Source organism: Lonsdalea quercina (assembly GCF_900107885.1).
Lineage (GTDB): Bacteria > Pseudomonadota > Gammaproteobacteria > Enterobacterales > Enterobacteriaceae > Lonsdalea > Lonsdalea quercina.
In genome coordinates, this window is the sequence record NZ_FNQS01000002.1 from 72,069 (window position 1) to 91,222 (window position 19,154).

Genomic DNA, 19,154 nt, shown 5'->3' on the forward strand with positions numbered 1-19,154 from the left:
AATCACAGCGGCAAAATAATTTATGAGGGAGGCTTATGCGCCTCCCTTTTTCTATGCCGCTCTACGGCAAACCTCCTCATCATCTCGCCTCGACAGTTGCAACGACTCGGCATTTGCTCGCACGCTACCGTACGGGTTGGCGTCCTAAACTCGTCGGCCAATGACGACTTCCATTATCATCGCCTTTGATTTCCGAGCCTGCTCGCAAAGCCACGGTGCGCTCCTCGAATGAATATGACGAATGGCCTAGTATCAAATTACTTTGAAGCATTGCGGGTGGAATTAGAACGTACCCTGGTCAATATTGATCATATTTTGTCGGGATTTAGGGCATAGATACAAATTCTTCAGGCGCCACTCACTGAGTGGCGGTGATTTGCTATTCTTTATTGTGAGAATAAGAATTCTATATATGAAGCAGAACGTTTTTTGCCAGAAAGGAAATAGAACCGGGCTGGTAAGAAACCGTGTCTTAGGAACACTGTTTTGATTTGAGCGGCGTATGTCGCTTTATCAAACCGCGTTCAGGAGCGCTAGTTCATCCTATTATCGTTCACCGCGATGATCAGTATTGACGACAATAACAACAATGGAACAGTAAGGGGAACCCCCATGAGTCGAGCCCCAGTGAACAAAAAAAATGTGAACAGCCGACTTGATGCGGTGCGTGAGTATGGCATCGACGGCCCGTTGTCTGATGACTCCGATCTGGAGAATCTGATCAAATTGGCCGCGAACGTATTCAATGTCCCCGTCGTTGCTATCTCCATTCTGGACAAAGAGCGTCAACTCTTCGTAGCAAGCGTGGGGTTTTCCGTTTGCCAAATGGCCCAGGAAGATTCCTTTTGCAACTATGCCATCCAAAAGAAAGGCATCTTGGTCGTGCCGGATGCGCGTCGAGATCCCCGATTCAAAAATAATCCAATGGTGACCGGTGCTCCACAAATTCGGTTTTATGCCGGTATACCGTTGCGATCGCCTCTCGGTCAAACTATCGGCACGCTGAATATTGTCGACTTCAAGCCGCGTATCGGTTTGAGCGCGCGCGATGCTCACAATTTGCAGGATTTGTCTACGTTGGTTATGGATAAGCTGGAAATGCGGCGTCTCGATGTGGCCAGAAAAACGGGTCAGGCAAGCTTTGAGCGAGTGGCCCGGCTGTCCCCCGACGCTATCCTGTGTGTGAATCATCAGGGCATTATTACTTTCTGGAATGAAGCTGCCGAAAATCTGTTGGAATATTCCAGAGAGCAGATAGTAGGACAACATATTAGCAGCGTCGTGCCGGATATGTTTATTGTGCAGTTGCACCATTTGTCTACTGATGAAACGGCACGCTCCAAGGGCAGCCGGATTGAGCTGGATGCAGTGACCCAAAGTGGCGCGCTGCTGCCCGTCGAGCTGTCCGTTGGAATGTGGCAACAAGGTGAGGGCGATAGCTACAGCCTGATTCTGCGCGATACCTCTGAACGCAAGCGTTACCAGGAAAGGCTGTTCTTGCAGGCGCATCGGGATCCTCTAACGGGGCTAATCAACCGCACGCTGTTGGCTACCTCGCTGAATCAGCTATTAAAGCAGCATCCGTCTGGTTGCCTCATGATCGTCGATCTGGACGGTTTCAAAGATATTAACGACAGCCTGGGTCACGCGAGTGGCGACGAAATTTTGGTCAGCGTGGCGCAAAAACTGTTGGCTGATGTCAGACAAGGCGATGTGGTGGCACGCATGGGCGGCGACGAATTCGCAATATTGCTTCCGCAGTTGGAAGACCTCCAGGTCGCGGGAGAAATGGCCCGGCAAATCAACCATGATATTTTCCAAACGGTCATCGTCGGGGACAAGCAGGTATATACCAGTGCCAGTATCGGACTTGTAATGTTTCGTTCACAAGGCGCGACAACTCAGGAGCTGTTAACCAGTGCTGATTTAGCTCTGTATCAGGCTAAAGCCGATGGGCGTAACTGTTATCGTTTTTTCACGCGTGAACTGCGTGAAATCTTTCAAGCCAAACATGCATTCCAGCTGGAATTCATTCGTGCTTATGAAAAAAATGAATTTGAGGTGTTTTATCAGCCTCAGGTGAATTTGATCAACAACGAGATTGTCGGCGCCGAAGCATTGCTGCGCTGGCAGCATCCCTATAAAGGAGTGCTGGCGCCCAGCGCCTTCTTGACCGCGCTGGAGAAAGGTCCTTGGGCGGAGCGCATCGGTGATTGGGTCGTGCAGGAGGCCTGTCAACAGGCGGCGGAATGGCGAAAAGCGGGAGCCGAAAATTTCCGCATCAGTATCAACTTGTTCGCAGCGCAGTTCCGCTCCGGCATGTTATCTCAGAAAATCAGGTCTGTGCTGGAAAAAACCGGGCTTCCTCCGAGCGCATTGGAGCTGGAGATCACCGAAAACATCATCATCCGATACGATGAGAATATGCTCAGCCCCCTAAATGAGTTGCGTAATGAAGGTATCAGCATTGCCTTTGACGACTACGGCACAGGATACGCGTCGCTAAGTATGCTGAAGAACTATCCGGTTACCCGTCTCAAGATCGATCAGACGTTCGTACGTGCCATGTGCGAGTCACCGCCAGACGCGGCTATCGTTAGGGCCATTTTGTATCTGGGAAAAAGCTTCAGGCTGGATGTCATTGCAGAAGGTGTGGAAACGCAGGAGCAGTGTGAACGACTGAGAAATAAAGGATGTGAACAGGCACAGGGCTATCTGTTTGGACGTCCGATGCCAGCCGCCGACTTTGCTCGCCAGTTAGGCGTAGAGAAGGCCTGATTTGCCTATTAATAGTCAATCACAGTTATTGGGTGATTATATCAGGCGGTCGACAAAGAAAGCGTGATGTGCTGGGTAACGCCTAATGTCATTTAGCCGTGTGAACTCCGTGTGCGCTGTTGTTGAATCGTCGCTCACCCTTAATTTTTATGTTTTTTTTTGCGTAGCGTCTCGATTTTCCACGGATGATAACCTTTTGCGCGACACCAATAATTGAAAACGTAAAGTTATGTTGTTTAGGTAACTTAGATATCAAGAATGCTTGAAAAAGCCATTGCAGCCCATACGATATAAGCGTTGCATCCCAATTGTAGCTTTTGCCTGAGAGAGGAAATCAGACTTATATGATGCGTATTGCGCTTTTCCTAATTACCAACCTGGCGGTGATGTTGGTTTTTGGGCTAGTACTTAGCTTAACGGGTATTCGGCCCAGTAGTGCTTACGGCTTGATGATTATGGCCGGTCTGTTTGGCTTTGGCGGTGCTATTGTTTCATTGCTGATGTCGAAATGGATGGCGTTGCGCTCCGTCGGCGGTGAAGTGATTGACCAGCCGCGTAACGAAACCGAGCGCTGGTTAGTCGAAACGGTGCGAGTACAGTCTCAGCAGGTGGGGATTGCCATGCCGCAAGTGGCCATCTATCAAGCGCCGGATATCAACGCCTTCGCCACCGGAGCTCGTCGGAATTCGTCCCTGGTGGCTGTAAGCTCTGGGTTGCTCCAGAATATGAGTCGCGATGAGGCGGAAGCGGTTATCGCACACGAAATCAGCCATGTGGCTAATGGCGACATGGTGACTATGACCCTTATCCAGGGCGTTGTTAACACCTTCGTGATCTTTATATCGCGTCTGCTGGCTCAAGTCGCGTCGGGCTTTCTTTCCGGTAATCGCGATGACAGTGAGAGCAGCAACGGTAATCCGCTGATCTATTTCGCCGTGGCGACCGTGCTGGAATTGGTCTTTGGTATTCTGGCCAGCATCATCACGATGTGGTTCTCCCGTTACCGCGAATTTCATGCGGATGCTGGGTCCGCCAAGCTGGTGGGTCGAGAGAAGATGATTGCGGCGTTGCAGCGTTTGAAAACCAGCTATGAACCTCAGGAAGAGAGCAGCATGATGGCGTTTTGCATTAACGGCAAATCGAAGTCATTCAGCGACCTATTCCTGTCGCACCCTCCGCTGGACAAACGTATTGAGGCGCTGCGCAGCGGGGCTTACCTGAAATAATCCCTGCTTGATTTGAATCTTCAACAAAGGCCCTGTGGGGCCTTTGTTATTTGTATCTGCCATGGCAGATACGTCTTTCTTGCCGGAGTGCAGATTGTATAGCTCCAAGGATAAACATGTGACGCTAACCGTTTGAGAGATAAATTATCGTGCTGTTATCGAATGACTGAGGTGCTAAGTGGTAAAATGCTCCTTGAGTCGAAACATCCTAGGATTTAAGCATGAGTGGGGCGGTATCAAACATGTTAGAAATGGTTTTGGTGATAATGATTATTTTGCTGGCGCTGTTGGTGTGGTTCTTCGTGAACCGCGCGAGTGTGCGAGCAAATGAGCAGATTAGACTTCTGCAGGAAATCGTCAAACAGCAAAAAAAACAGCTTGCTTTGATGCAAACACTCATCCCTGTACCTCCCAGCACTGAGCCTGTGCAAGAGGCTAAACAGGAAGAGGACGATACTGACGTTTACTTCAGAAATGTTATTCCCGAGCGTTGAGTTTAGTGTCTCATCGGCTGTCCGACATCAAAGTAAGGGGGATAGCCGCTGATTTTGTCTTTTTATCGCTTGCAAAAAATACCGAGAATCTTGTTAGCTTCGCCGTGCTGTCTACTTATCCCTCTTATCCCCGTCAGCTTGCCGAATACGCCACTGTTTTATCAGCCCATTTCCCGCCGCGGGTGGCATGTACGGGGTCATGATGGTACTCTACGCCGTCAGGTTAATAGGGTTTGCTGCGAACATCGTTAACGATGTTGCCGTCTTTGTTATCCCGCTATGAATCACTGTCGTGGCAGCGTTTTAACAATTGTGGGTTAAACACGCTGCCGACAACTGAAATCAACACAATTATCTTTTGTATGTGATCTTGCGTGTGGGTCACCACTGCAAATAAGGGAATTATCATGCCTGTTATTACGCTTCCCGACGGCAGCCAGCGTCATTATGACCACGCCGTCTCTCCTCTTGATGTCGCCCTCGATATCGGTCCGGGTTTGGCCAAAGCCTGTATCGCCGGCCGAGTTAATGGCGAGCTGACCGACGCAACGGATTTGATTGAGTCTGATGCGCAACTGGCGATCATCACGGCTAAGGATGAAGCGGGTCTGGAAATTATTCGACACTCCTGCGCGCATTTGCTGGGTCATGCGATCAAACAGCTATGGCCGGACACTAAAATGGCTATCGGCCCGGTGATTGACAACGGTTTCTACTATGATGTCGATCTGGACCATACGCTGACGCAGGAAGACGTGGAACTGCTCGAAAAGCGGATGCACGAGCTGTCCAATAAAGACTACGACGTTATCAAGAAGACTGCGAGCTGGCAGGAAGCGCGAGATACTTTCGTATCACGCGGCGAAGTCTATAAAGTCGCCATTCTGGATGAAAACATCAGCCACGACGACCTTCCTGGCCTGTATCATCATGAAGAATACGTTGACATGTGTCGTGGGCCGCACGTTCCCAATATGCGTTTCTGCCATCACTTCAAACTGCAGAAAACCTCGGGGGCTTATTGGCGTGGCGACAGCAGCAATAAAATGCTGCAGCGTATATACGGTACGGCATGGGCAGACAAGAAACAGCTCAATGCTTATCTTCAGCGGTTAGAGGAAGCGGCTAAGCGCGACCACCGTAAGATCGGTAAGCAGCTTGACCTGTATCACATGCAGGAAGAAGCGCCGGGTATGGTGTTCTGGCACAACGACGGGTGGACGGTTTTCCGTGAGTTGGAAGCATTTGTTCGTCTCAAGCTGAAAGAGTACCAGTATCAGGAAGTGAAAGGTCCGTTCATGATGGACCGGGTGTTGTGGGAAAAAACCGGACACTGGGACAACTACAAAGACGCAATGTTTACCACTTCGTCTGAAAACCGGGAATACTGCATCAAGCCGATGAACTGCCCGGGTCATGTACAGATATTCAATCAGGGATTGAAATCTTACCGCGATCTGCCGCTGCGCATGGCTGAGTTTGGTAGCTGCCATCGTAACGAGCCTTCGGGGTCTCTGCATGGCCTGATGCGTGTCCGCGGGTTTACTCAGGATGATGCTCATATCTTCTGTACGGAAGATCAGGTTCGTTCTGAGGTCAATAACTGTATTAAAATGGTTTATGACATGTATAGCACCTTCGGTTTTGAAAAAATCGAGGTGAAGCTGTCAACCCGTCCGGAAAAACGTATTGGTTCCGATGAAACGTGGACCCGTGCGGAAGAGGATCTGGCGGCGGCGCTGGCTGAAAATGATATTCCATTTGAATATCAGCCGGGAGAAGGGGCTTTTTATGGTCCTAAAATCGAGTTTACGTTACATGACTGCCTGGATCGTGCGTGGCAGTGTGGTACTGTACAGCTCGACTTTTCATTGCCGAACCGTCTAAGTGCGTCTTATGTTGGCGAAAACAACGAACGTCAGGTCCCGGTAATGATTCACCGGGCTATACTGGGCTCAATGGAGCGCTTTATCGGTATTCTTACCGAAGAGTTTGCGGGATTCTTCCCGACCTGGTTAGCTCCGGTACAGGTGGTGATTATGAATATCACCGACAGTCAGTCTGATTATGTCAGCGAATTGACCCAAAAATTGCAAGAAGCGGGCATTCGCGTCAAAGCAGACTTGAGAAATGAGAAGATTGGCTTTAAAATCCGCGAGCACACATTGCGGCGTGTTCCCTATATGCTGGTCTGTGGCGATAAAGAAGTGGAAGCAGGTAAAGTTGCTGTCCGCACACGCCGCGGCAAAGATTTGGGGAGTCTGGATGTCAGCGAAGTTATCAGTAAGCTGCAACAAGAGATTCGCAGCCGTAGTCTTCATCAATTGGAGGAATAAGGTATTAAAGGCGGAAAACGAGTTCAACCGGCGCGTCCTAATCGCATCAACAAAGAAATTCGCGCACAAGAGGTACGCCTAACTGGCGTCGATGGCGAACAGATCGGTATTGTCAGCCTGAATGAAGCGCTAGAAAAAGCCGAAGAAGCAGGCGTTGATTTAGTAGAAATCAGCCCGAACGCCGAACCGCCGGTTTGCCGAATCATGGATTACGGCAAGTTCCTCTATGAGAAGAGTAAGGCCACTAAAGAGCAGAAGAAGAAACAAAAAGTTATTCAGGTCAAGGAAATCAAATTCCGGCCTGGTACCGATGATGGCGACTATCAGGTCAAACTACGCAACCTGATTCGCTTTCTGGAAGACGGTGACAAAGCCAAAATTACTCTGCGTTTTCGTGGACGTGAAATGGCGCACCAACAGATTGGTATCGAAGTGCTTAACCGCGTTCGAGACGATCTGAGTGAACTGGCAGTCGTGGAATCTTTCCCATCGAGGATTGAAGGCCGTCAGATGATCATGGTGCTTGCACCGAAGAAGAAACAGTAAGGCATTCAAGTAATCGAGTCCGCGCTATGCTTGCGTAGCGCGGTTTCGTTCGCCTTATCTGATTCGTTTTATTAACAATGCGAAGTGGAAATAACAATGCCAAAGATCAAAACAGTACGTGGCGCCGCTAAACGCTTTAAGAAAACCGCCGGCGGTGGTTTTAAGCGTAAGCATGCTAACCTGCGTCATATTCTGACCAAAAAAGCGACTAAACGTAAACGTCATCTGCGTCCTAAAGCTCAAGTTGCCAAAGGCGATCTGGGTCTGGTCATACGTTGTCTGCCTTACGCATAAGTTACCTTTTCATTCAGAATAAGATTTTAGGAGAGAGCATATGGCTCGCGTAAAACGTGGTGTGGTTGCTCGTGCACGTCACAAGAAAGTATTAAAACAAGCGAAAGGTTACTACGGTGCCCGTTCGCGCGTTTATCGTGTTGCCTTCCAGGCAGTAATCAAAGCTGGTCAGTACGCGTACCGCGACCGTCGTCAGCGGAAACGTCAGTTCCGCCAGCTGTGGATTGCACGTATCAACGCAGCAGCCCGTCAGAACGGTTTGTCCTACAGCAAATTCATCAATGGCCTGAAAAAAGCCTCTGTTGAAATTGACCGTAAGATTCTTTCTGATATCGCCGTTTTCGATAAAGTGGCCTTCAGCGCACTGGTTGAAAAAGCGAAAGCAGCTCTGGCGTAAGCCGGTTAGAAGAGGGGGCTTGCTCCCTCTTTTGATTTTTAGCTCATGAGCCTCGTCGATTATTTTTCATCAGCTTTGAAATAATTGAACGCAGCGCTTAGCCCCCTCAGAGATAAATAACGACAAGGTAACGCAAGTATGAAAACTGCTATTTTCCGTTTCTTTTTTTACTTTAGCGCCTGAACTCAGGAGGCTTTGCGCGTAAGAAAAGAAACGAAAAGTAGCGCTTAAGCCTCCCTTGTGGAGGCTTTTTTATTGGTCAGGGAAAGGCCCAGGACCATACAAGTCGTACTATCAGATGCACTGAGAATCATACTTTTCCAATCATCACCGTGGCCGTAGAGGCAGAAGAAGAGGAATGTAATGCAACATCTCGCAGAACTGGTTGCTAAAGCCAGAACAGCCATAGAAGAGGCGCAGGATATCGCCGCATTGGAAACTGTGCGCGTGGAATACCTGGGCAAAAAAGGTCACTTAACCCTTCAGATGACCTCGCTGCGCGAGCTGCCTGCTGAAGAGCGTCCTGCAGCGGGTGCTGTAATCAACCAGGCCAAGCAGGAAGTTCAGGAGGCGCTGAATGCCCGTAAACAGGCAATGGAAAGCGCTGAACTGAATGCTCGCCTTGCTGCGGAAACCATTGATGTATCAATGCCGGGACGAACTATCGAAAATGGCGGTCTGCACCCGATTACGCGCACCATCGACCGCATTGAAACCTTCTTTGGCGAGCTGGGTTTCTCCGTCGTATCGGGACCCGAGATAGAAGATGATTATCATAACTTCGACGCGCTGAACATCCCCGGCCACCATCCCGCTCGCGCCGACCACGATACGTTTTGGTTTGATGCCAAACGCCTGTTGCGGACACAAACCTCCGGCGTGCAGATCCGAACGATGGAAAAGCAGCAACCGCCTATTCGCATCATCGCGCCGGGCCGCGTTTACCGTAACGATTACGACCAGACACATACCCCGATGTTCCATCAGATGGAAGGACTGATTCTGGATAAAAACATCAGCTTTACCCACCTGAAGGGCACACTGCACGATTTTCTGCGTAACTTCTTTGAGGAAGATTTACAGGTTCGCTTCCGTCCTTCGTATTTCCCGTTCACCGAACCGTCCGCCGAAGTGGACGTCATGGGAAAAAACGGTAAATGGCTCGAAGTTCTGGGCTGTGGGATGGTGCATCCGAATGTTCTGCGCAATGTTGGCATCGATCCGGACGTGTATTCCGGTTTCGCATTCGGCATGGGGATGGAACGACTGACCATGCTGCGCTACGGCGTGACCGATCTGCGCGCTTTTTTTGAAAACGATTTACGCTTCCTCAAACAGTTTAAATAAGGCAGGAATAGCATTATGAAATTCAGTGAACTCTGGTTACGGGAATGGGTTAACCCAGCTATCAGCAGCGAAGCCTTATCTGAACAAATCACTATGGCCGGTCTGGAAGTTGACGGCGTAGAGCCTGCCGCCGGTGCGTTTAACGGTGTGTTTGTGGGTGAAGTGGTCGAGTGTGAACAGCATCCTAATGCCGACAAACTGCGCGTCACCAAAGTGAATGTAGGCGGCGAACGACTGCTGGATATCGTCTGTGGCGCGCCTAACTGCCGTAAAGGTTTGAAAGTGGCGGTGGCGACCATCGGCGCGGTATTGCCGGGCGATTTCAAGATTAAAGCCGCCAAGCTTCGTGGTGAACCGTCTGAAGGGATGCTGTGCTCCTTCTCTGAATTGGGCATTGCCGACGACCATAACGGAATTCTGGAACTGCCCGCTGATGCGCCGATTGGGACTGACCTGCGCGAGTATCTGAATCTGGATGACAACATTATCGAGATTAGCGTAACGCCTAACCGAGCGGACTGTCTTAGCCTGCAAGGCGTCGCGCGTGACGTCGCCGTGTTAAATGGTGTTGCCTTCAACGCGCCGGAAATCACGCCCGTCGAACCGACAATCACTGACACTTTCCCTATCAGTGTCGAAGCCCCGGAAGCTTGTCCTCGTTACCTCGGCCGCGTGGTGAAAGGGATCAATGTGAAAGCGTCCACACCGCTGTGGATGCGTGAAAAACTGCGTCGCTGCGGTATCCGCTCCATCGATCCGGTTGTCGATGTCACCAACTACGTTCTGTTGGAACTTGGCCAGCCGATGCACGCGTTTGATCTTGCCCGTCTGGACGGGAACATCACGGTTCGCACCGCGCAGGAAGGCGAAATGTTGCGTCTGTTGGACGGTAACGATGCGAAGCTGAACGCAGAAACGCTGGTTATTGCCGATAGCAGCAAAGCACTGGCAATGGCCGGTATTTTCGGTGGCGAGCACTCGGGGGTGAATGAAGAAACGCAGGACGTTTTGCTGGAATGCGCCTTCTTCAATCCGTTGGCGATCACCGGTCGCGCGCGCCGCTACGGCTTACACACGGACGCTTCTCATCGTTATGAGCGTGGCGTTGATCCAGAGCTGCAATCTCAAGCCATGGAACGCGCCACGCGTTTGCTGCTGGATATTTGCGGCGGCGAAGCCGGCCCGGTAATTGATGTGACGCACGATAAAAACCTGCCTGCTCGCGCTACGATTGCGCTGCGTCGTGAAAAATTAGATCGCCTGATCGGCCATCATATTGCTGACGACAAGGTGAGCGATATTCTCGAACGTCTGGGCTGCCAGGTAACGCGTACCGCCGACGGCTGGCAGGCGACCGCGCCGAGCTGGCGTTTCGATATGGAGATTGAAGAAGATCTGGTTGAGGAAGTCGCTCGTATCTACGGCTACGACAATATTCCTAACGAAGCTGCGCTGGCACCGTTGAAAATGACGAGCCACCGTGAAGCTCATCTTTCTCTGAAACGCGTTAAGACCATGCTGGTGGACCACGGCTATCAGGAAGCGATTACCTATAGCTTTGTTGATCCAAAAATTCAGGCACTGGTACATCCTGGCGAAGAAGCGCTGATTCTGCCTAGCCCTATCTCGGTTGATATGTCCGCTATGCGCTTATCGCTGTGGACTGGTTTGCTGGGCGCAGTCGTTTATAACCAGAATCGTCAACAGAGTCGTATCCGTATTTTTGAGAGCGGATTGCGTTTTGTGCCCGATAGAGACGCGGAGCAGGGTATCCGTCAGGAAATGATGTTAGCAGGTGTGATCACAGGTTCCCGATATGAAGAGCATTGGGACCTGGCACGACAGCCAGTTGACTTCTATGATTTAAAAGGTGATTTTGAAGCTGTGCTGGCTTTGACGGGTAAACTTTCCGCCGTCGAGTTCAGAGCTGAAGCGAATCCTGCGCTACACCCAGGTCAAAGCGCCGCGATCTACCTGGATGGGCAACACATTGGTTTCATTGGTGTTATTCATCCAGAACTGGAACGGAAGTTGGATTTGAACGGTCGCACCGTCGTATTTGAAGTGCTTTGGGACAAAATTTCAGACCGTGTTGTGCCCGAAGCGGCTGATGTTTCTCGCTTCCCGGCTAACCGTCGCGATATCGCCGTTGTGGTCGCTGAAAACGTGCCTGCAGGAGATATTCTGGCTGAGTGCAAGAAAGTTGGCGCAAATCAGTTAGTTGGCGTAAACTTGTTTGATGTGTACCGGGGCAAGGGCGTAGAAGACGGATATAAGAGTCTGGCTATTAGTCTGGTATTGCAGGATACCGCTCGTACACTGGCAGAAGAGGAAATTGCCGCCACAGTCACGAAATGCGTGGCAGCATTGAAACAGCGATTCCAAGCATCCTTGAGGGATTAAACCTATGGCGCTTACAAAAGCTGAAATGTCAGAATACCTGTTTGAAAAGCTTGGGCTGAGTAAACGGGATGCCAAAGAGCTAGTCGAGTTGTTTTTTGAAGAAGTTCGTCGTGCCTTGGAAAATGGCGAGCAAGTCAAGTTGTCAGGTTTTGGCAATTTCGACCTGCGAGACAAAAACCAACGGCCGGGACGTAACCCAAAAACAGGCGAGGATATTCCGATTACGGCGCGCCGTGTGGTCACATTCCGTCCGGGGCAGAAGTTAAAAAGTCGGGTTGAGAATGCTTCACCTAAAGACTGAGTAAGTTGTAAGTAAACGAAAAGGCCGCTTTAGCGGCCTTTTTCTTTTACGGAATCCTCTGGAAAGCCGTCCTGTAAACGTGGCGTTTTCGTCCTGGCTCGCGGAATTTCCGGTACCGGACGGCGATCGTCCCAAAGATGCTTGAGAGCAAGCACGGGATGGTGCAGCAGCATTCTCGGTCCTGACCAAAGCATGATGAGTTTCATCATTTCACGTTTGGTCGGTTGATAACAGTGGATTGGACACTGCTTGCAGGCCGGTTTTTCTTCCCCGAAATAACATTTATTGAGACGGTTGATCGCATAGCGAAACAGCACCGTGTAGTGGTCATTGCCATCGAGAACGGGATGAGATTTGGCATACAGTTTGATCATTTGTCCGACAGTGCGAATCTCGCGCTGAATTCGTTTACCCGGTGGAGGGCGGCGCATCATAGTTATCTCACGTTAGAACTTTGACTCACAGTGTAGTCGCAATTGTATGACTTGAAGCCTACGGGACGCACAGAAAAGAAAACGGCAGCCTGGCTGCCGTAAAAGTTTCAGAGAGGACACTGATTTTGATGCAGTTGAAGTTCTGTTATTTCCAGAAATCGTCGAAAACGGTAATCGGCGGACGGCGTTTATGCTCCGTTTTGCGGTACCAGTCCTCAATGATCGCTGCGTCGCGCCGATCGATTTTCTTACCTTCGAGATAGTCGTCAATACTCTCGTAGGTGACGCCCAAAGCAACTTCATCAGGTAATGCAGGACGATCTTCTTCCAGGTCGGCAGTCGGGGCTTTGGTATAAAGATGGGAAGGGCACCCGAGAAGTTTCAATAGGGACTTACCTTGACGTTTGTTCAACCGGAAGATCGGGTTAATATCCGTTCCGCCATCACCGTATTTGGTAAAAAAGCCGGTAACGGCTTCTGCTGCATGATCCGTTCCGACGACCAGCCCGGCATTCATTCCGGCGATGCTGTATTGCGCTTTCATGCGCTCACGCGCCTTTTCGTTGCCCTTCACAAAATCAGACAGCTCAATGCCGAGTTCTCGGAGCGTCGCTTCGCTGGCATCTACGGCAGGTTTAATATTGATGGTCAAGACGCGGTCCGGCTGGATAAACTGAATTGCGTCCTGACAGTCCTGCTCGTCAGCCTGTACGCCATAGGGAAGGCGAACAGCGATAAACTGATACGCCGAGTTGCCGGTCTCTGCGCGAAGCTCTGTGATGGCCATTTGGCAGACTTTGCCCGTCAACGTGGAATCCTGGCCGCCGCTGATGCCGAGCACCAAGCTTTTGACGAAAGGATGGGCCTTGAGATAATTCTTTAAAAAATCAACGCTGACTCGGACTTCCTGTGCGGGGTCAATCGTGTTTTTGACGCCTAGTGCCTGAATGATGCTCTGCTGTAGTGACATTTCGCCTCTCCTGAACTTATTGATACGGCAGCATAATTAATAGGATTGTCTCAGTTTAACGTGACTTCCCACGGAGTAAAAGAATAAGCGAACGGGCTAGGATTGCCCAGGGAGACCTATTTTCTTACCCATTATCAGGTCATTAAAGCATTGACGTCGGGTTGAAAAACCGCCTTTTGCCATCTAGCCTTAAACTAACTAATACCAAAAGAGGTAATGCAATGAACAAGAATCGATTATTAATGTGTATTGCTGCAGGGCTGGTGCTCCTTTCTGGTTGTACGGCATATGACCGTGCAGAGAATTATTTCACCAAGCCGGTGGTAAAAGACGTCAAAAAAGGGATGACCAAACAACAGGTCAATCAAATCGCAGGCCCAGCTTCTACCCAGGCCACAATGATTAATGCTCGTGGTACCTGTAATACCTATATCCTGGGGACAAAAGACAAGAAAATACAGTACTACTTCGTCAGCTTCGATGAAACGGGTCATGTCCTGAATAAAGGCTTCCAAAGCTGTCAGGAATACGATACTCATCCTCAAAGCTAACCTGGGTCGAGCAACAAAAAAAGCCGAACATCTTGTTCGGCTTTTTGGTTTTTAAACGCGAAAGATCAAACTTACTGCTGCTTTAATTCCACGTCTTCCCGCGAATTAAACACCTGTTTGTCGGTTTGCTTCAGTAACTGACTAGTCACCGTTCCCGCCGTCATCGAGCCGCTGACGTTCAACGCGGTACGCCCCATATCAATCAGGGGTTCGATTGAAATAAGCAGAGCCACCAGCGTGACCGGAAGCCCCATCGCGGGCAGGACGATCAATGCCGCGAAGGTCGCGCCGCCGCCCACGCCAGCCACGCCGGCGGAACTGATGGTCACGATGCCCACCAGCGTGGCGATCCAAACCGGGTCCAGCGGGTTGATGCCCACCGTTGGTGCGACCATCACCGCCAGCATGGCCGGATACAACCCCGCACAACCGTTTTGACCGATGGTGGTGCCGAACGAGGCGGCGAAACTAGCGATAGACTCCGGGATGCCCAGACGTCGGGTTTGCGCTTCAATACTCAGTGGGATAGTGGCCGCGCTGGAGCGGCTGGTAAAGGCAAAGGACAGTACCGGGCCAACTTTACGGAAGAAGCGAGCCGGGTTGATGCCGGTCAGCGAGAGCAGCAGGGCGTGAACGACGAACATCATGGCCAGTCCCAGATAAGAAGCAACCACAAAGCTGCCGAGCTTGATGATCTCCTGTAGGTTGGAGCTGGCCACCATCTTGGTCATCAACGCCAGCACGCCGTAAGGCGTCAGACGCATGACCAGTCGCACCAGCTTCATCACCCATGACTGAAGAGTATCGATGGCGATCAAGACCTGTTGGCCTTTTTCAGCGTCATCTTTCAGCAGTTGGAGCGCGGCGACCCCCAGAAACGCGGCGAAGATGACCACGCTGATAATGGCTGTCGGACTGGCGCCGGTCAGATCCGCGAACGGATTCTTGGGGAGAAGCGACAGGATTAAATTCGGTACGGAGAGATCGGCGACCTTACCGGCGTAGTTGTTCTCAATTGCAGACAGTCGAGCCGTTTCCTGAGCGCCTTGCACCAGCCCTGAGGCGTTAAGTCCGAACAGGTTGGTGACGAAAACCCCGACCAGCGCGGCAATCAGCGTAGTGAAAAGCAGCGTGCCGATGGTCAGCAGGCTGATTTTTCCCAGCGACGAGGCGTTATGCAGCTTCGCCACCGAGCTTAGAATAGACACAAAGACCAGCGGCATGACGACCATTTGCAGTAGTTGGACATAGCCATTGCCGACGATATTGAACCAGGCAATCGACTGTGCAATCACGGGTGCATTATTGCCGTAGACCAGGTGCAATCCCAGGCCTAACAACACGCCTAGCACCAGACCCAGCAGCACTTTCTTCGCCAGACTCCAGCGCGCGTTGCCGCAGTAATTCAGCGCAATCAGTAGCAGGGCGAAAACAATGACATTCAGTATGAGCGGAAGATTCATCTCCACTTCTCCCTCGTTGGTTATCTTTTATCTTGCTCCCCGGCCGAGGAGGCAAGCGCGCTAGAATAACAGGTCTTTTCAACGGGTGTTACCGGCAAACTGGGCAGGTTGCACCTAAAAACGCAGTGAGGTGCTGCGTTGTGGGGTGAGTAGCTGGTGGAGTTGTATGCTAAGGCCCTGGAGCCATTTCGGTGGTTGAGGATAGTTCCAGCTTTCCAGCGACTTCTGGGGCTGCCATAACGACAGCACAATCAGCCCTGAACATAGCATCCGTTCCAGCTGATTGCCTTTTTGGCTTTGTAATATAGGGAAGCGGAATCGCCAGCGGCACGGCCATAGTAGCGGTACGCCTGCAGACGTCAGCATATCCGCAACGATATGGCTGAGATAGCCCACTATCATGGCGTGGTAGACGTCGCCGGGCACAGGCCAACTCGCGGGGAGCTGAGTGTGGATAAAGTACAGCCCGGCGATGATGGCTAACAGGCTGTGAGTAAAGCCGCGATGTCCACACAGGCGCGCTACCGGGACAGAGATCCACTTCAAACGTTGTCCCAATACTGATTTAGGGTGGTCGATATCCGGCAACAACGAGGTCAACATGGCCGCAGGGATAATATGCCACCAGTCTCCGGCTGCAAGGGCGGGAGAAAGCTCTGCTTTTTTGGCGAAAATGGCGCTGGCAACAGCGAATAGAAGGTGGCCTTCGGCGGTCATGCGATATCTCTGGAGGCTGTCATTTTATACAGTATAAAATATTGCGACGAGAGGTTAAAGGCGTGACGGCGTAACTCTTTATGATATCAGGCTTCGTAAACAGGCGATTTGAAGCCGTTATTGTGAGGTTGGTAAGCGGGAACGTAGGGGCCTGGGCGGCAGGAAAAGAGGTATCCCCGTGGTGAATCCACGGGGAAGAGACGATTACAGCGACAGATCGACGACGATACGGCCTTCAATCTTACCGGCATGCATGCGAGCGAAAATGTCGTTGATATTTTCCAGCGGTTCAACGGCGATATTCGCTTTCACTTTGCCTTTGCTGGCGAAGTCTAGTGACTCTTGCAGGTCTTTACGCGTCCCAACGATGGAACCGCGAACGGTAATGCCGTCCAGCACCATGTCGAAGATCGACAGGTCGAATTTACCCGGCGGTAGGCCGTTCAGAGCGATGGTACCGCCGCGGCGGGCCATGCCGATGGCCTGCTCGAATGCTTTCGGAGAAACTGCGGTGACCAGAACGCCGTGCGCGCCGCCGATTTCTTTTTTCAGATAGGCCACCGGATCGGTGTTTTTCGCGTTGACGGTGACGGTCGCGCCCAGACGTTTGGCGAACTCCAGCTTGCTATCGTCGATATCGACGGCTGCGACGTTTAGGCCCATCGCCTTCGCGTACTGAACAGCCAGATGACCCAGACCGCCGATACCGGAGATAACGACCCAGTCGCCCGGTTTTGTGTCGGTCATTTTAAGACCTTTATAAACGGTTACGCCTGCGCATAGGATCGGGGCGATTTCATTAAACTCGACGTCGTCCGGCAGGATACCGACATAGTTGGCATCGGCGAGGCAGTATTCTGCGAAGCTTCCGTTGACGGAGTATCCGGAGTTCTGCTGTTTTTCACACAGCGTTTCCCAACCGTCCAAACAGTAGTCACAGTGTCCACAGGCGGAATACAGCCAGGGAACGCCCACGCGATCGCCTTCTTTCAGGTGAGTGACGCCCGCGCCGACTTTCACCACGTGTCCCACACCTTCGTGGCCCGGAATAAATGGCGGATTGGGTTTGACCGGCCAGTCACCTTCTACGGCGTGGAGATCGGTGTGGCATACGCCGGTGGCGGCAATTTTAACCAATATCTGACCTGGACCCACTTCCGGTACCGGCACCTGCTCGATAACCAGAGGCTGTCCGAAGGCTTTTGCAACTGCTGCTTTCATCATCATGAAACCATCTCCGTTGTATTGGTGATATATCGATAGTAAGCGTAGCATATCGGCGGGATAAAAAATGTGAAAAGAGAAGCAAATTCGTTCTCATTAACAGTTTGATATACTTGTTAAAATCTTTTTTGACGATGCGGATGACATCCCTATTTTCTGTAAGGAAAACAGGGATGGGAAGGATAAAGAGGAACAGGATTGACGGGTGCTTCGGGTTGACGGAGCACCGCAGAGTTGTTCAGTAAATGTGGGCCGCGGTGAGCTCTTGCAGCGACGCCAGTTTAACGTCAGCTAATGCCCAACGCGGGTCGTGGCGCATCTCTGCTGCCGGAACGACGATAGAACGCATGCGGGCGGCCTTGGTCGCGATCATGCCATTGACCGAATCTTCCAGTGTGACGCAGGCGAGTGGGGATACGTCCAGCGCCTGCGCCGCGCGCAGATAAACTTCGGGATGTGGCTTGCTATAGGGGAGTTGATCGGCGGACATCAGCGTATCGAAATAATCCCGCAGATTAAACATCTCCAGCACCTGCTCCAACATAAACAGCGGGGAGGCGGAAGCCAGACCAATCTTCAGATTTTGACTGCGGCACAGTTGCAACGCCTGCTCCACACCGGGTAACAAAGGACGGGCTTCTTCCACGCACTGAATGGTACGTTTGATAATGCGGGTGGTGACCTCTTCTTTGCTCGGGCCTTTCCAAGGGGAGTGCTGATACCAGAGTGCAACTACCATATCGATGCGCAGGCCCAGCAGGTCCGGCATGCCATCGGTTGATGACATATCCACGCCCAATCCGCTGATGACCTCGTGTATCGAACGCTCCCAGAACGGCTCGGAGTCGATCAGCAATCCGTCCATATCGAAAATGGCCGCGTTAATAGGGTAAATGGCAGGCATAGGGCTGGGCTCCTGTGATGGAAACAAAATCGAAAAGAATTGCAATTATAAACCAGTTATACGCTAAATCATTGCTTCAAAAGGCCATCCCGCAAGAAAACGTTGACTCGCTGGAAACCTGAAGTACCCTGCTAACGGTTTTTATGTGTCTACACTATGTGTTATCTCATCGAGATATTTAGGCTGCGTCACTCATCAAGGGGAACTCATGACGTATCAACAGGCAGGCCTCATCGCCGTGGTCAAACGTATTGCGGGATGGCTCATTTTTATTCCGGCCGTGCTTTCTACGATCATTTCGCTGGCGAATGTCATTTATGACTTCACGGAGAGAAAGCAGGGGATTAATGGGGTCATGCAAGACTTTTTGCACCTGGTCGTGGAAGTGCTTCGCTTCAATACGCCGTTTCTCAATCTCTTTTGGTATAACTCGCCGGTGCCGGACTTTAGCCGATTATTCTCCTCGCCGACTCTGATGTTCTGGCTTATTTATATTTTAATCTTTGTCGGGTTAGCGATGCAGGTCTCCGGTGCGCGCCTTTCTCGTCGGGTGAAACATATTCGTGAGGGGCTGGAGGATCAGATGATCCTGGAAAACGCAAAAGGCAACGACGGCAAAACCCGTGACGAGCTGGAAAACCGGGTCAAACTTCCGCGTCATACCATTCTGTTGCAGTTCTTCCCGCTGTACATATTGCCGATTATCGTCGGCGTCATTGGCTATGTCGTGCTCAAAGTTATCGGTTTGATCGCCTGATGACGCGAGTCG

The 19,154-nt window shown here is 51.1% G+C and carries 19 protein-coding genes and 1 other annotated feature; of the genes, 13 read left to right on the top strand and 6 right to left on the bottom strand.

Annotated features, from left to right (window positions below):
- The first annotated feature begins 612 nt into the window (after positions 1 to 612).
- The 11 genes from BLU64_RS03215 (at position 613) to ihfA (ending at position 12,122) form a co-directional block, all read left to right on the top strand.
- Positions 613 to 2,778 (top strand): sensor domain-containing phosphodiesterase, encoded by a 2,166-nt coding sequence (locus tag BLU64_RS03215; RefSeq protein WP_026742384.1) that lies wholly within the window; start codon positions 613 to 615, stop codon positions 2,776 to 2,778.
- 344 nt (positions 2,779 to 3,122) lie between these two features.
- Entirely contained in the window at positions 3,123 to 4,004 is an 882-nt protein-coding gene (gene htpX / locus BLU64_RS03220; RefSeq protein ID WP_026742385.1) for a protease HtpX, read from the top strand.
- A 221-nt stretch (positions 4,005 to 4,225) separates the two neighbouring features.
- Positions 4,226 to 4,498, top strand: a complete 273-nt coding sequence (locus tag BLU64_RS03225; RefSeq protein ID WP_026742386.1) for a YebO family protein — start codon at positions 4,226 to 4,228, stop codon at positions 4,496 to 4,498.
- 407 nt (positions 4,499 to 4,905) lie between these two features.
- Positions 4,906 to 6,834 carry a threonine--tRNA ligase gene (gene thrS / locus BLU64_RS03230; RefSeq protein ID WP_074727911.1) on the top strand — a complete coding sequence of 643 codons (1,929 nt, stop codon included), beginning with the start codon at positions 4,906 to 4,908 and terminating at the stop codon, positions 6,832 to 6,834.
- A 3-nt stretch (positions 6,835 to 6,837) separates the two neighbouring features.
- A complete protein-coding gene (gene infC, locus BLU64_RS03235; protein WP_071999762.1) occupies positions 6,838 to 7,380 on the top strand; it encodes a translation initiation factor IF-3 in 543 nt (180 codons plus the stop codon).
- 96 nt (positions 7,381 to 7,476) lie between these two features.
- Positions 7,477 to 7,674 (top strand): 50S ribosomal protein L35, encoded by a 198-nt coding sequence (gene rpmI, locus BLU64_RS03240; RefSeq protein WP_026739348.1) that lies wholly within the window; start codon positions 7,477 to 7,479, stop codon positions 7,672 to 7,674.
- A gap of 40 nt (positions 7,675 to 7,714) precedes the next feature.
- Positions 7,715 to 8,071: a 50S ribosomal protein L20 gene (gene rplT, locus BLU64_RS03245; RefSeq protein ID WP_026739349.1), complete on the top strand. Its 357-nt coding sequence runs from the start codon at positions 7,715 to 7,717 to the stop codon at positions 8,069 to 8,071.
- A gap of 133 nt (positions 8,072 to 8,204) precedes the next feature.
- Positions 8,205 to 8,328 (top strand) — a sequence feature (Phe leader region).
- On the top strand, positions 8,210 to 8,254 hold the full coding sequence (gene pheM, locus BLU64_RS17125) for a pheST operon leader peptide PheM (RefSeq protein WP_123225455.1): 45 nt from the start codon (positions 8,210 to 8,212) through the stop codon (positions 8,252 to 8,254). (Overlaps the previous feature by 45 nt.)
- Positions 8,329 to 8,434: 106 nt before the next feature.
- Positions 8,435 to 9,418 carry a phenylalanine--tRNA ligase subunit alpha gene (pheS, locus tag BLU64_RS03250; RefSeq protein ID WP_074727913.1) on the top strand — a complete coding sequence of 328 codons (984 nt, stop codon included), beginning with the start codon at positions 8,435 to 8,437 and terminating at the stop codon, positions 9,416 to 9,418.
- A gap of 15 nt (positions 9,419 to 9,433) precedes the next feature.
- Positions 9,434 to 11,821 carry a phenylalanine--tRNA ligase subunit beta gene (gene pheT / locus BLU64_RS03255; RefSeq protein WP_074727915.1) on the top strand — a complete coding sequence of 796 codons (2,388 nt, stop codon included), beginning with the start codon at positions 9,434 to 9,436 and terminating at the stop codon, positions 11,819 to 11,821.
- A 4-nt stretch (positions 11,822 to 11,825) separates the two neighbouring features.
- Positions 11,826 to 12,122 carry an integration host factor subunit alpha gene (ihfA, locus tag BLU64_RS03260; protein WP_026739352.1) on the top strand — a complete coding sequence of 99 codons (297 nt, stop codon included), beginning with the start codon at positions 11,826 to 11,828 and terminating at the stop codon, positions 12,120 to 12,122.
- Positions 12,123 to 12,151: 29 nt separating this feature from the next.
- On the opposite strand, the gene BLU64_RS03265 is transcribed toward ihfA, so the two are convergent.
- On the bottom strand, positions 12,152 to 12,553 hold the full coding sequence (locus BLU64_RS03265) for a nitrous oxide-stimulated promoter family protein (protein WP_026742391.1): 402 nt from the start codon (positions 12,551 to 12,553) through the stop codon (positions 12,152 to 12,154).
- Between the two features lie 148 nt (positions 12,554 to 12,701).
- Complete coding sequence (gene nadE, locus BLU64_RS03270) at positions 12,702 to 13,526, bottom strand: ammonia-dependent NAD(+) synthetase (RefSeq protein ID WP_026742392.1); 825 nt, start codon at positions 13,524 to 13,526, stop codon at positions 12,702 to 12,704.
- Positions 13,527 to 13,747: 221 nt separating this feature from the next.
- Here nadE and osmE point away from each other — a divergent pair, with 221 nt between their 5' ends.
- Positions 13,748 to 14,077, top strand: coding sequence for an osmotically-inducible lipoprotein OsmE (gene osmE, locus BLU64_RS03275; protein WP_026739355.1), 330 nt, complete (start codon positions 13,748 to 13,750; stop codon positions 14,075 to 14,077).
- A gap of 71 nt (positions 14,078 to 14,148) precedes the next feature.
- Here osmE and BLU64_RS03280 read toward each other — a convergent pair whose 3' ends face one another.
- From BLU64_RS03280 to hxpB, 4 genes are all read right to left on the bottom strand, one after another.
- A complete protein-coding gene (locus BLU64_RS03280; RefSeq protein WP_026742393.1) occupies positions 14,149 to 15,540 on the bottom strand; it encodes an L-cystine transporter in 1,392 nt (463 codons plus the stop codon).
- A gap of 114 nt (positions 15,541 to 15,654) precedes the next feature.
- Entirely contained in the window at positions 15,655 to 16,257 is a 603-nt protein-coding gene (locus tag BLU64_RS03285) for a metal-dependent hydrolase (RefSeq protein ID WP_026742394.1), read from the bottom strand.
- A 204-nt stretch (positions 16,258 to 16,461) separates the two neighbouring features.
- Positions 16,462 to 17,478 (bottom strand): alcohol dehydrogenase AdhP, encoded by a 1,017-nt coding sequence (gene adhP, locus BLU64_RS03290; RefSeq protein WP_026742395.1) that lies wholly within the window; start codon positions 17,476 to 17,478, stop codon positions 16,462 to 16,464.
- A 241-nt stretch (positions 17,479 to 17,719) separates the two neighbouring features.
- Positions 17,720 to 18,385 carry a hexitol phosphatase HxpB gene (gene hxpB, locus BLU64_RS03295; protein WP_074727916.1) on the bottom strand — a complete coding sequence of 222 codons (666 nt, stop codon included), beginning with the start codon at positions 18,383 to 18,385 and terminating at the stop codon, positions 17,720 to 17,722.
- Positions 18,386 to 18,593: 208 nt separating this feature from the next.
- On the opposite strand from hxpB, the gene BLU64_RS03300 reads away from it, so the two are divergent.
- Positions 18,594 to 19,142, top strand: coding sequence for a YniB family protein (locus BLU64_RS03300; RefSeq protein WP_026742397.1), 549 nt, complete (start codon positions 18,594 to 18,596; stop codon positions 19,140 to 19,142).
- The last annotated feature ends 12 nt before the right edge of the window (positions 19,143 to 19,154 follow it).

Coding starts and splice junctions, on each gene's coding strand:
- osmE (WP_026739355.1), top strand. CDS start 13,748: ATGAACAAGAATCGATTATTAATGTGTATTGCTGCAGGGCTGGTGCTC.
- htpX (WP_026742385.1), top strand. CDS start 3,123: ATGATGCGTATTGCGCTTTTCCTAATTACCAACCTGGCGGTGATGTTG.
- BLU64_RS03215 (WP_026742384.1), top strand. CDS start 613: ATGAGTCGAGCCCCAGTGAACAAAAAAAATGTGAACAGCCGACTTGAT.
- pheT (WP_074727915.1), top strand. CDS start 9,434: ATGAAATTCAGTGAACTCTGGTTACGGGAATGGGTTAACCCAGCTATC.
- rpmI (WP_026739348.1), top strand. CDS start 7,477: ATGCCAAAGATCAAAACAGTACGTGGCGCCGCTAAACGCTTTAAGAAA.
- BLU64_RS03300 (WP_026742397.1), top strand. CDS start 18,594: ATGACGTATCAACAGGCAGGCCTCATCGCCGTGGTCAAACGTATTGCG.
- nadE (WP_026742392.1), bottom strand. CDS start 13,526: ATGTCACTACAGCAGAGCATCATTCAGGCACTAGGCGTCAAAAACACG.
- BLU64_RS03265 (WP_026742391.1), bottom strand. CDS start 12,553: ATGCGCCGCCCTCCACCGGGTAAACGAATTCAGCGCGAGATTCGCACT.
- BLU64_RS03280 (WP_026742393.1), bottom strand. CDS start 15,540: ATGAATCTTCCGCTCATACTGAATGTCATTGTTTTCGCCCTGCTACTG.
- BLU64_RS03285 (WP_026742394.1), bottom strand. CDS start 16,257: ATGACCGCCGAAGGCCACCTTCTATTCGCTGTTGCCAGCGCCATTTTC.
- hxpB (WP_074727916.1), bottom strand. CDS start 18,385: ATGCCTGCCATTTACCCTATTAACGCGGCCATTTTCGATATGGACGGA.
- thrS (WP_074727911.1), top strand. CDS start 4,906: ATGCCTGTTATTACGCTTCCCGACGGCAGCCAGCGTCATTATGACCAC.
- pheS (WP_074727913.1), top strand. CDS start 8,435: ATGCAACATCTCGCAGAACTGGTTGCTAAAGCCAGAACAGCCATAGAA.
- rplT (WP_026739349.1), top strand. CDS start 7,715: ATGGCTCGCGTAAAACGTGGTGTGGTTGCTCGTGCACGTCACAAGAAA.
- BLU64_RS03225 (WP_026742386.1), top strand. CDS start 4,226: ATGAGTGGGGCGGTATCAAACATGTTAGAAATGGTTTTGGTGATAATG.
- ihfA (WP_026739352.1), top strand. CDS start 11,826: ATGGCGCTTACAAAAGCTGAAATGTCAGAATACCTGTTTGAAAAGCTT.
- adhP (WP_026742395.1), bottom strand. CDS start 17,478: ATGAAAGCAGCAGTTGCAAAAGCCTTCGGACAGCCTCTGGTTATCGAG.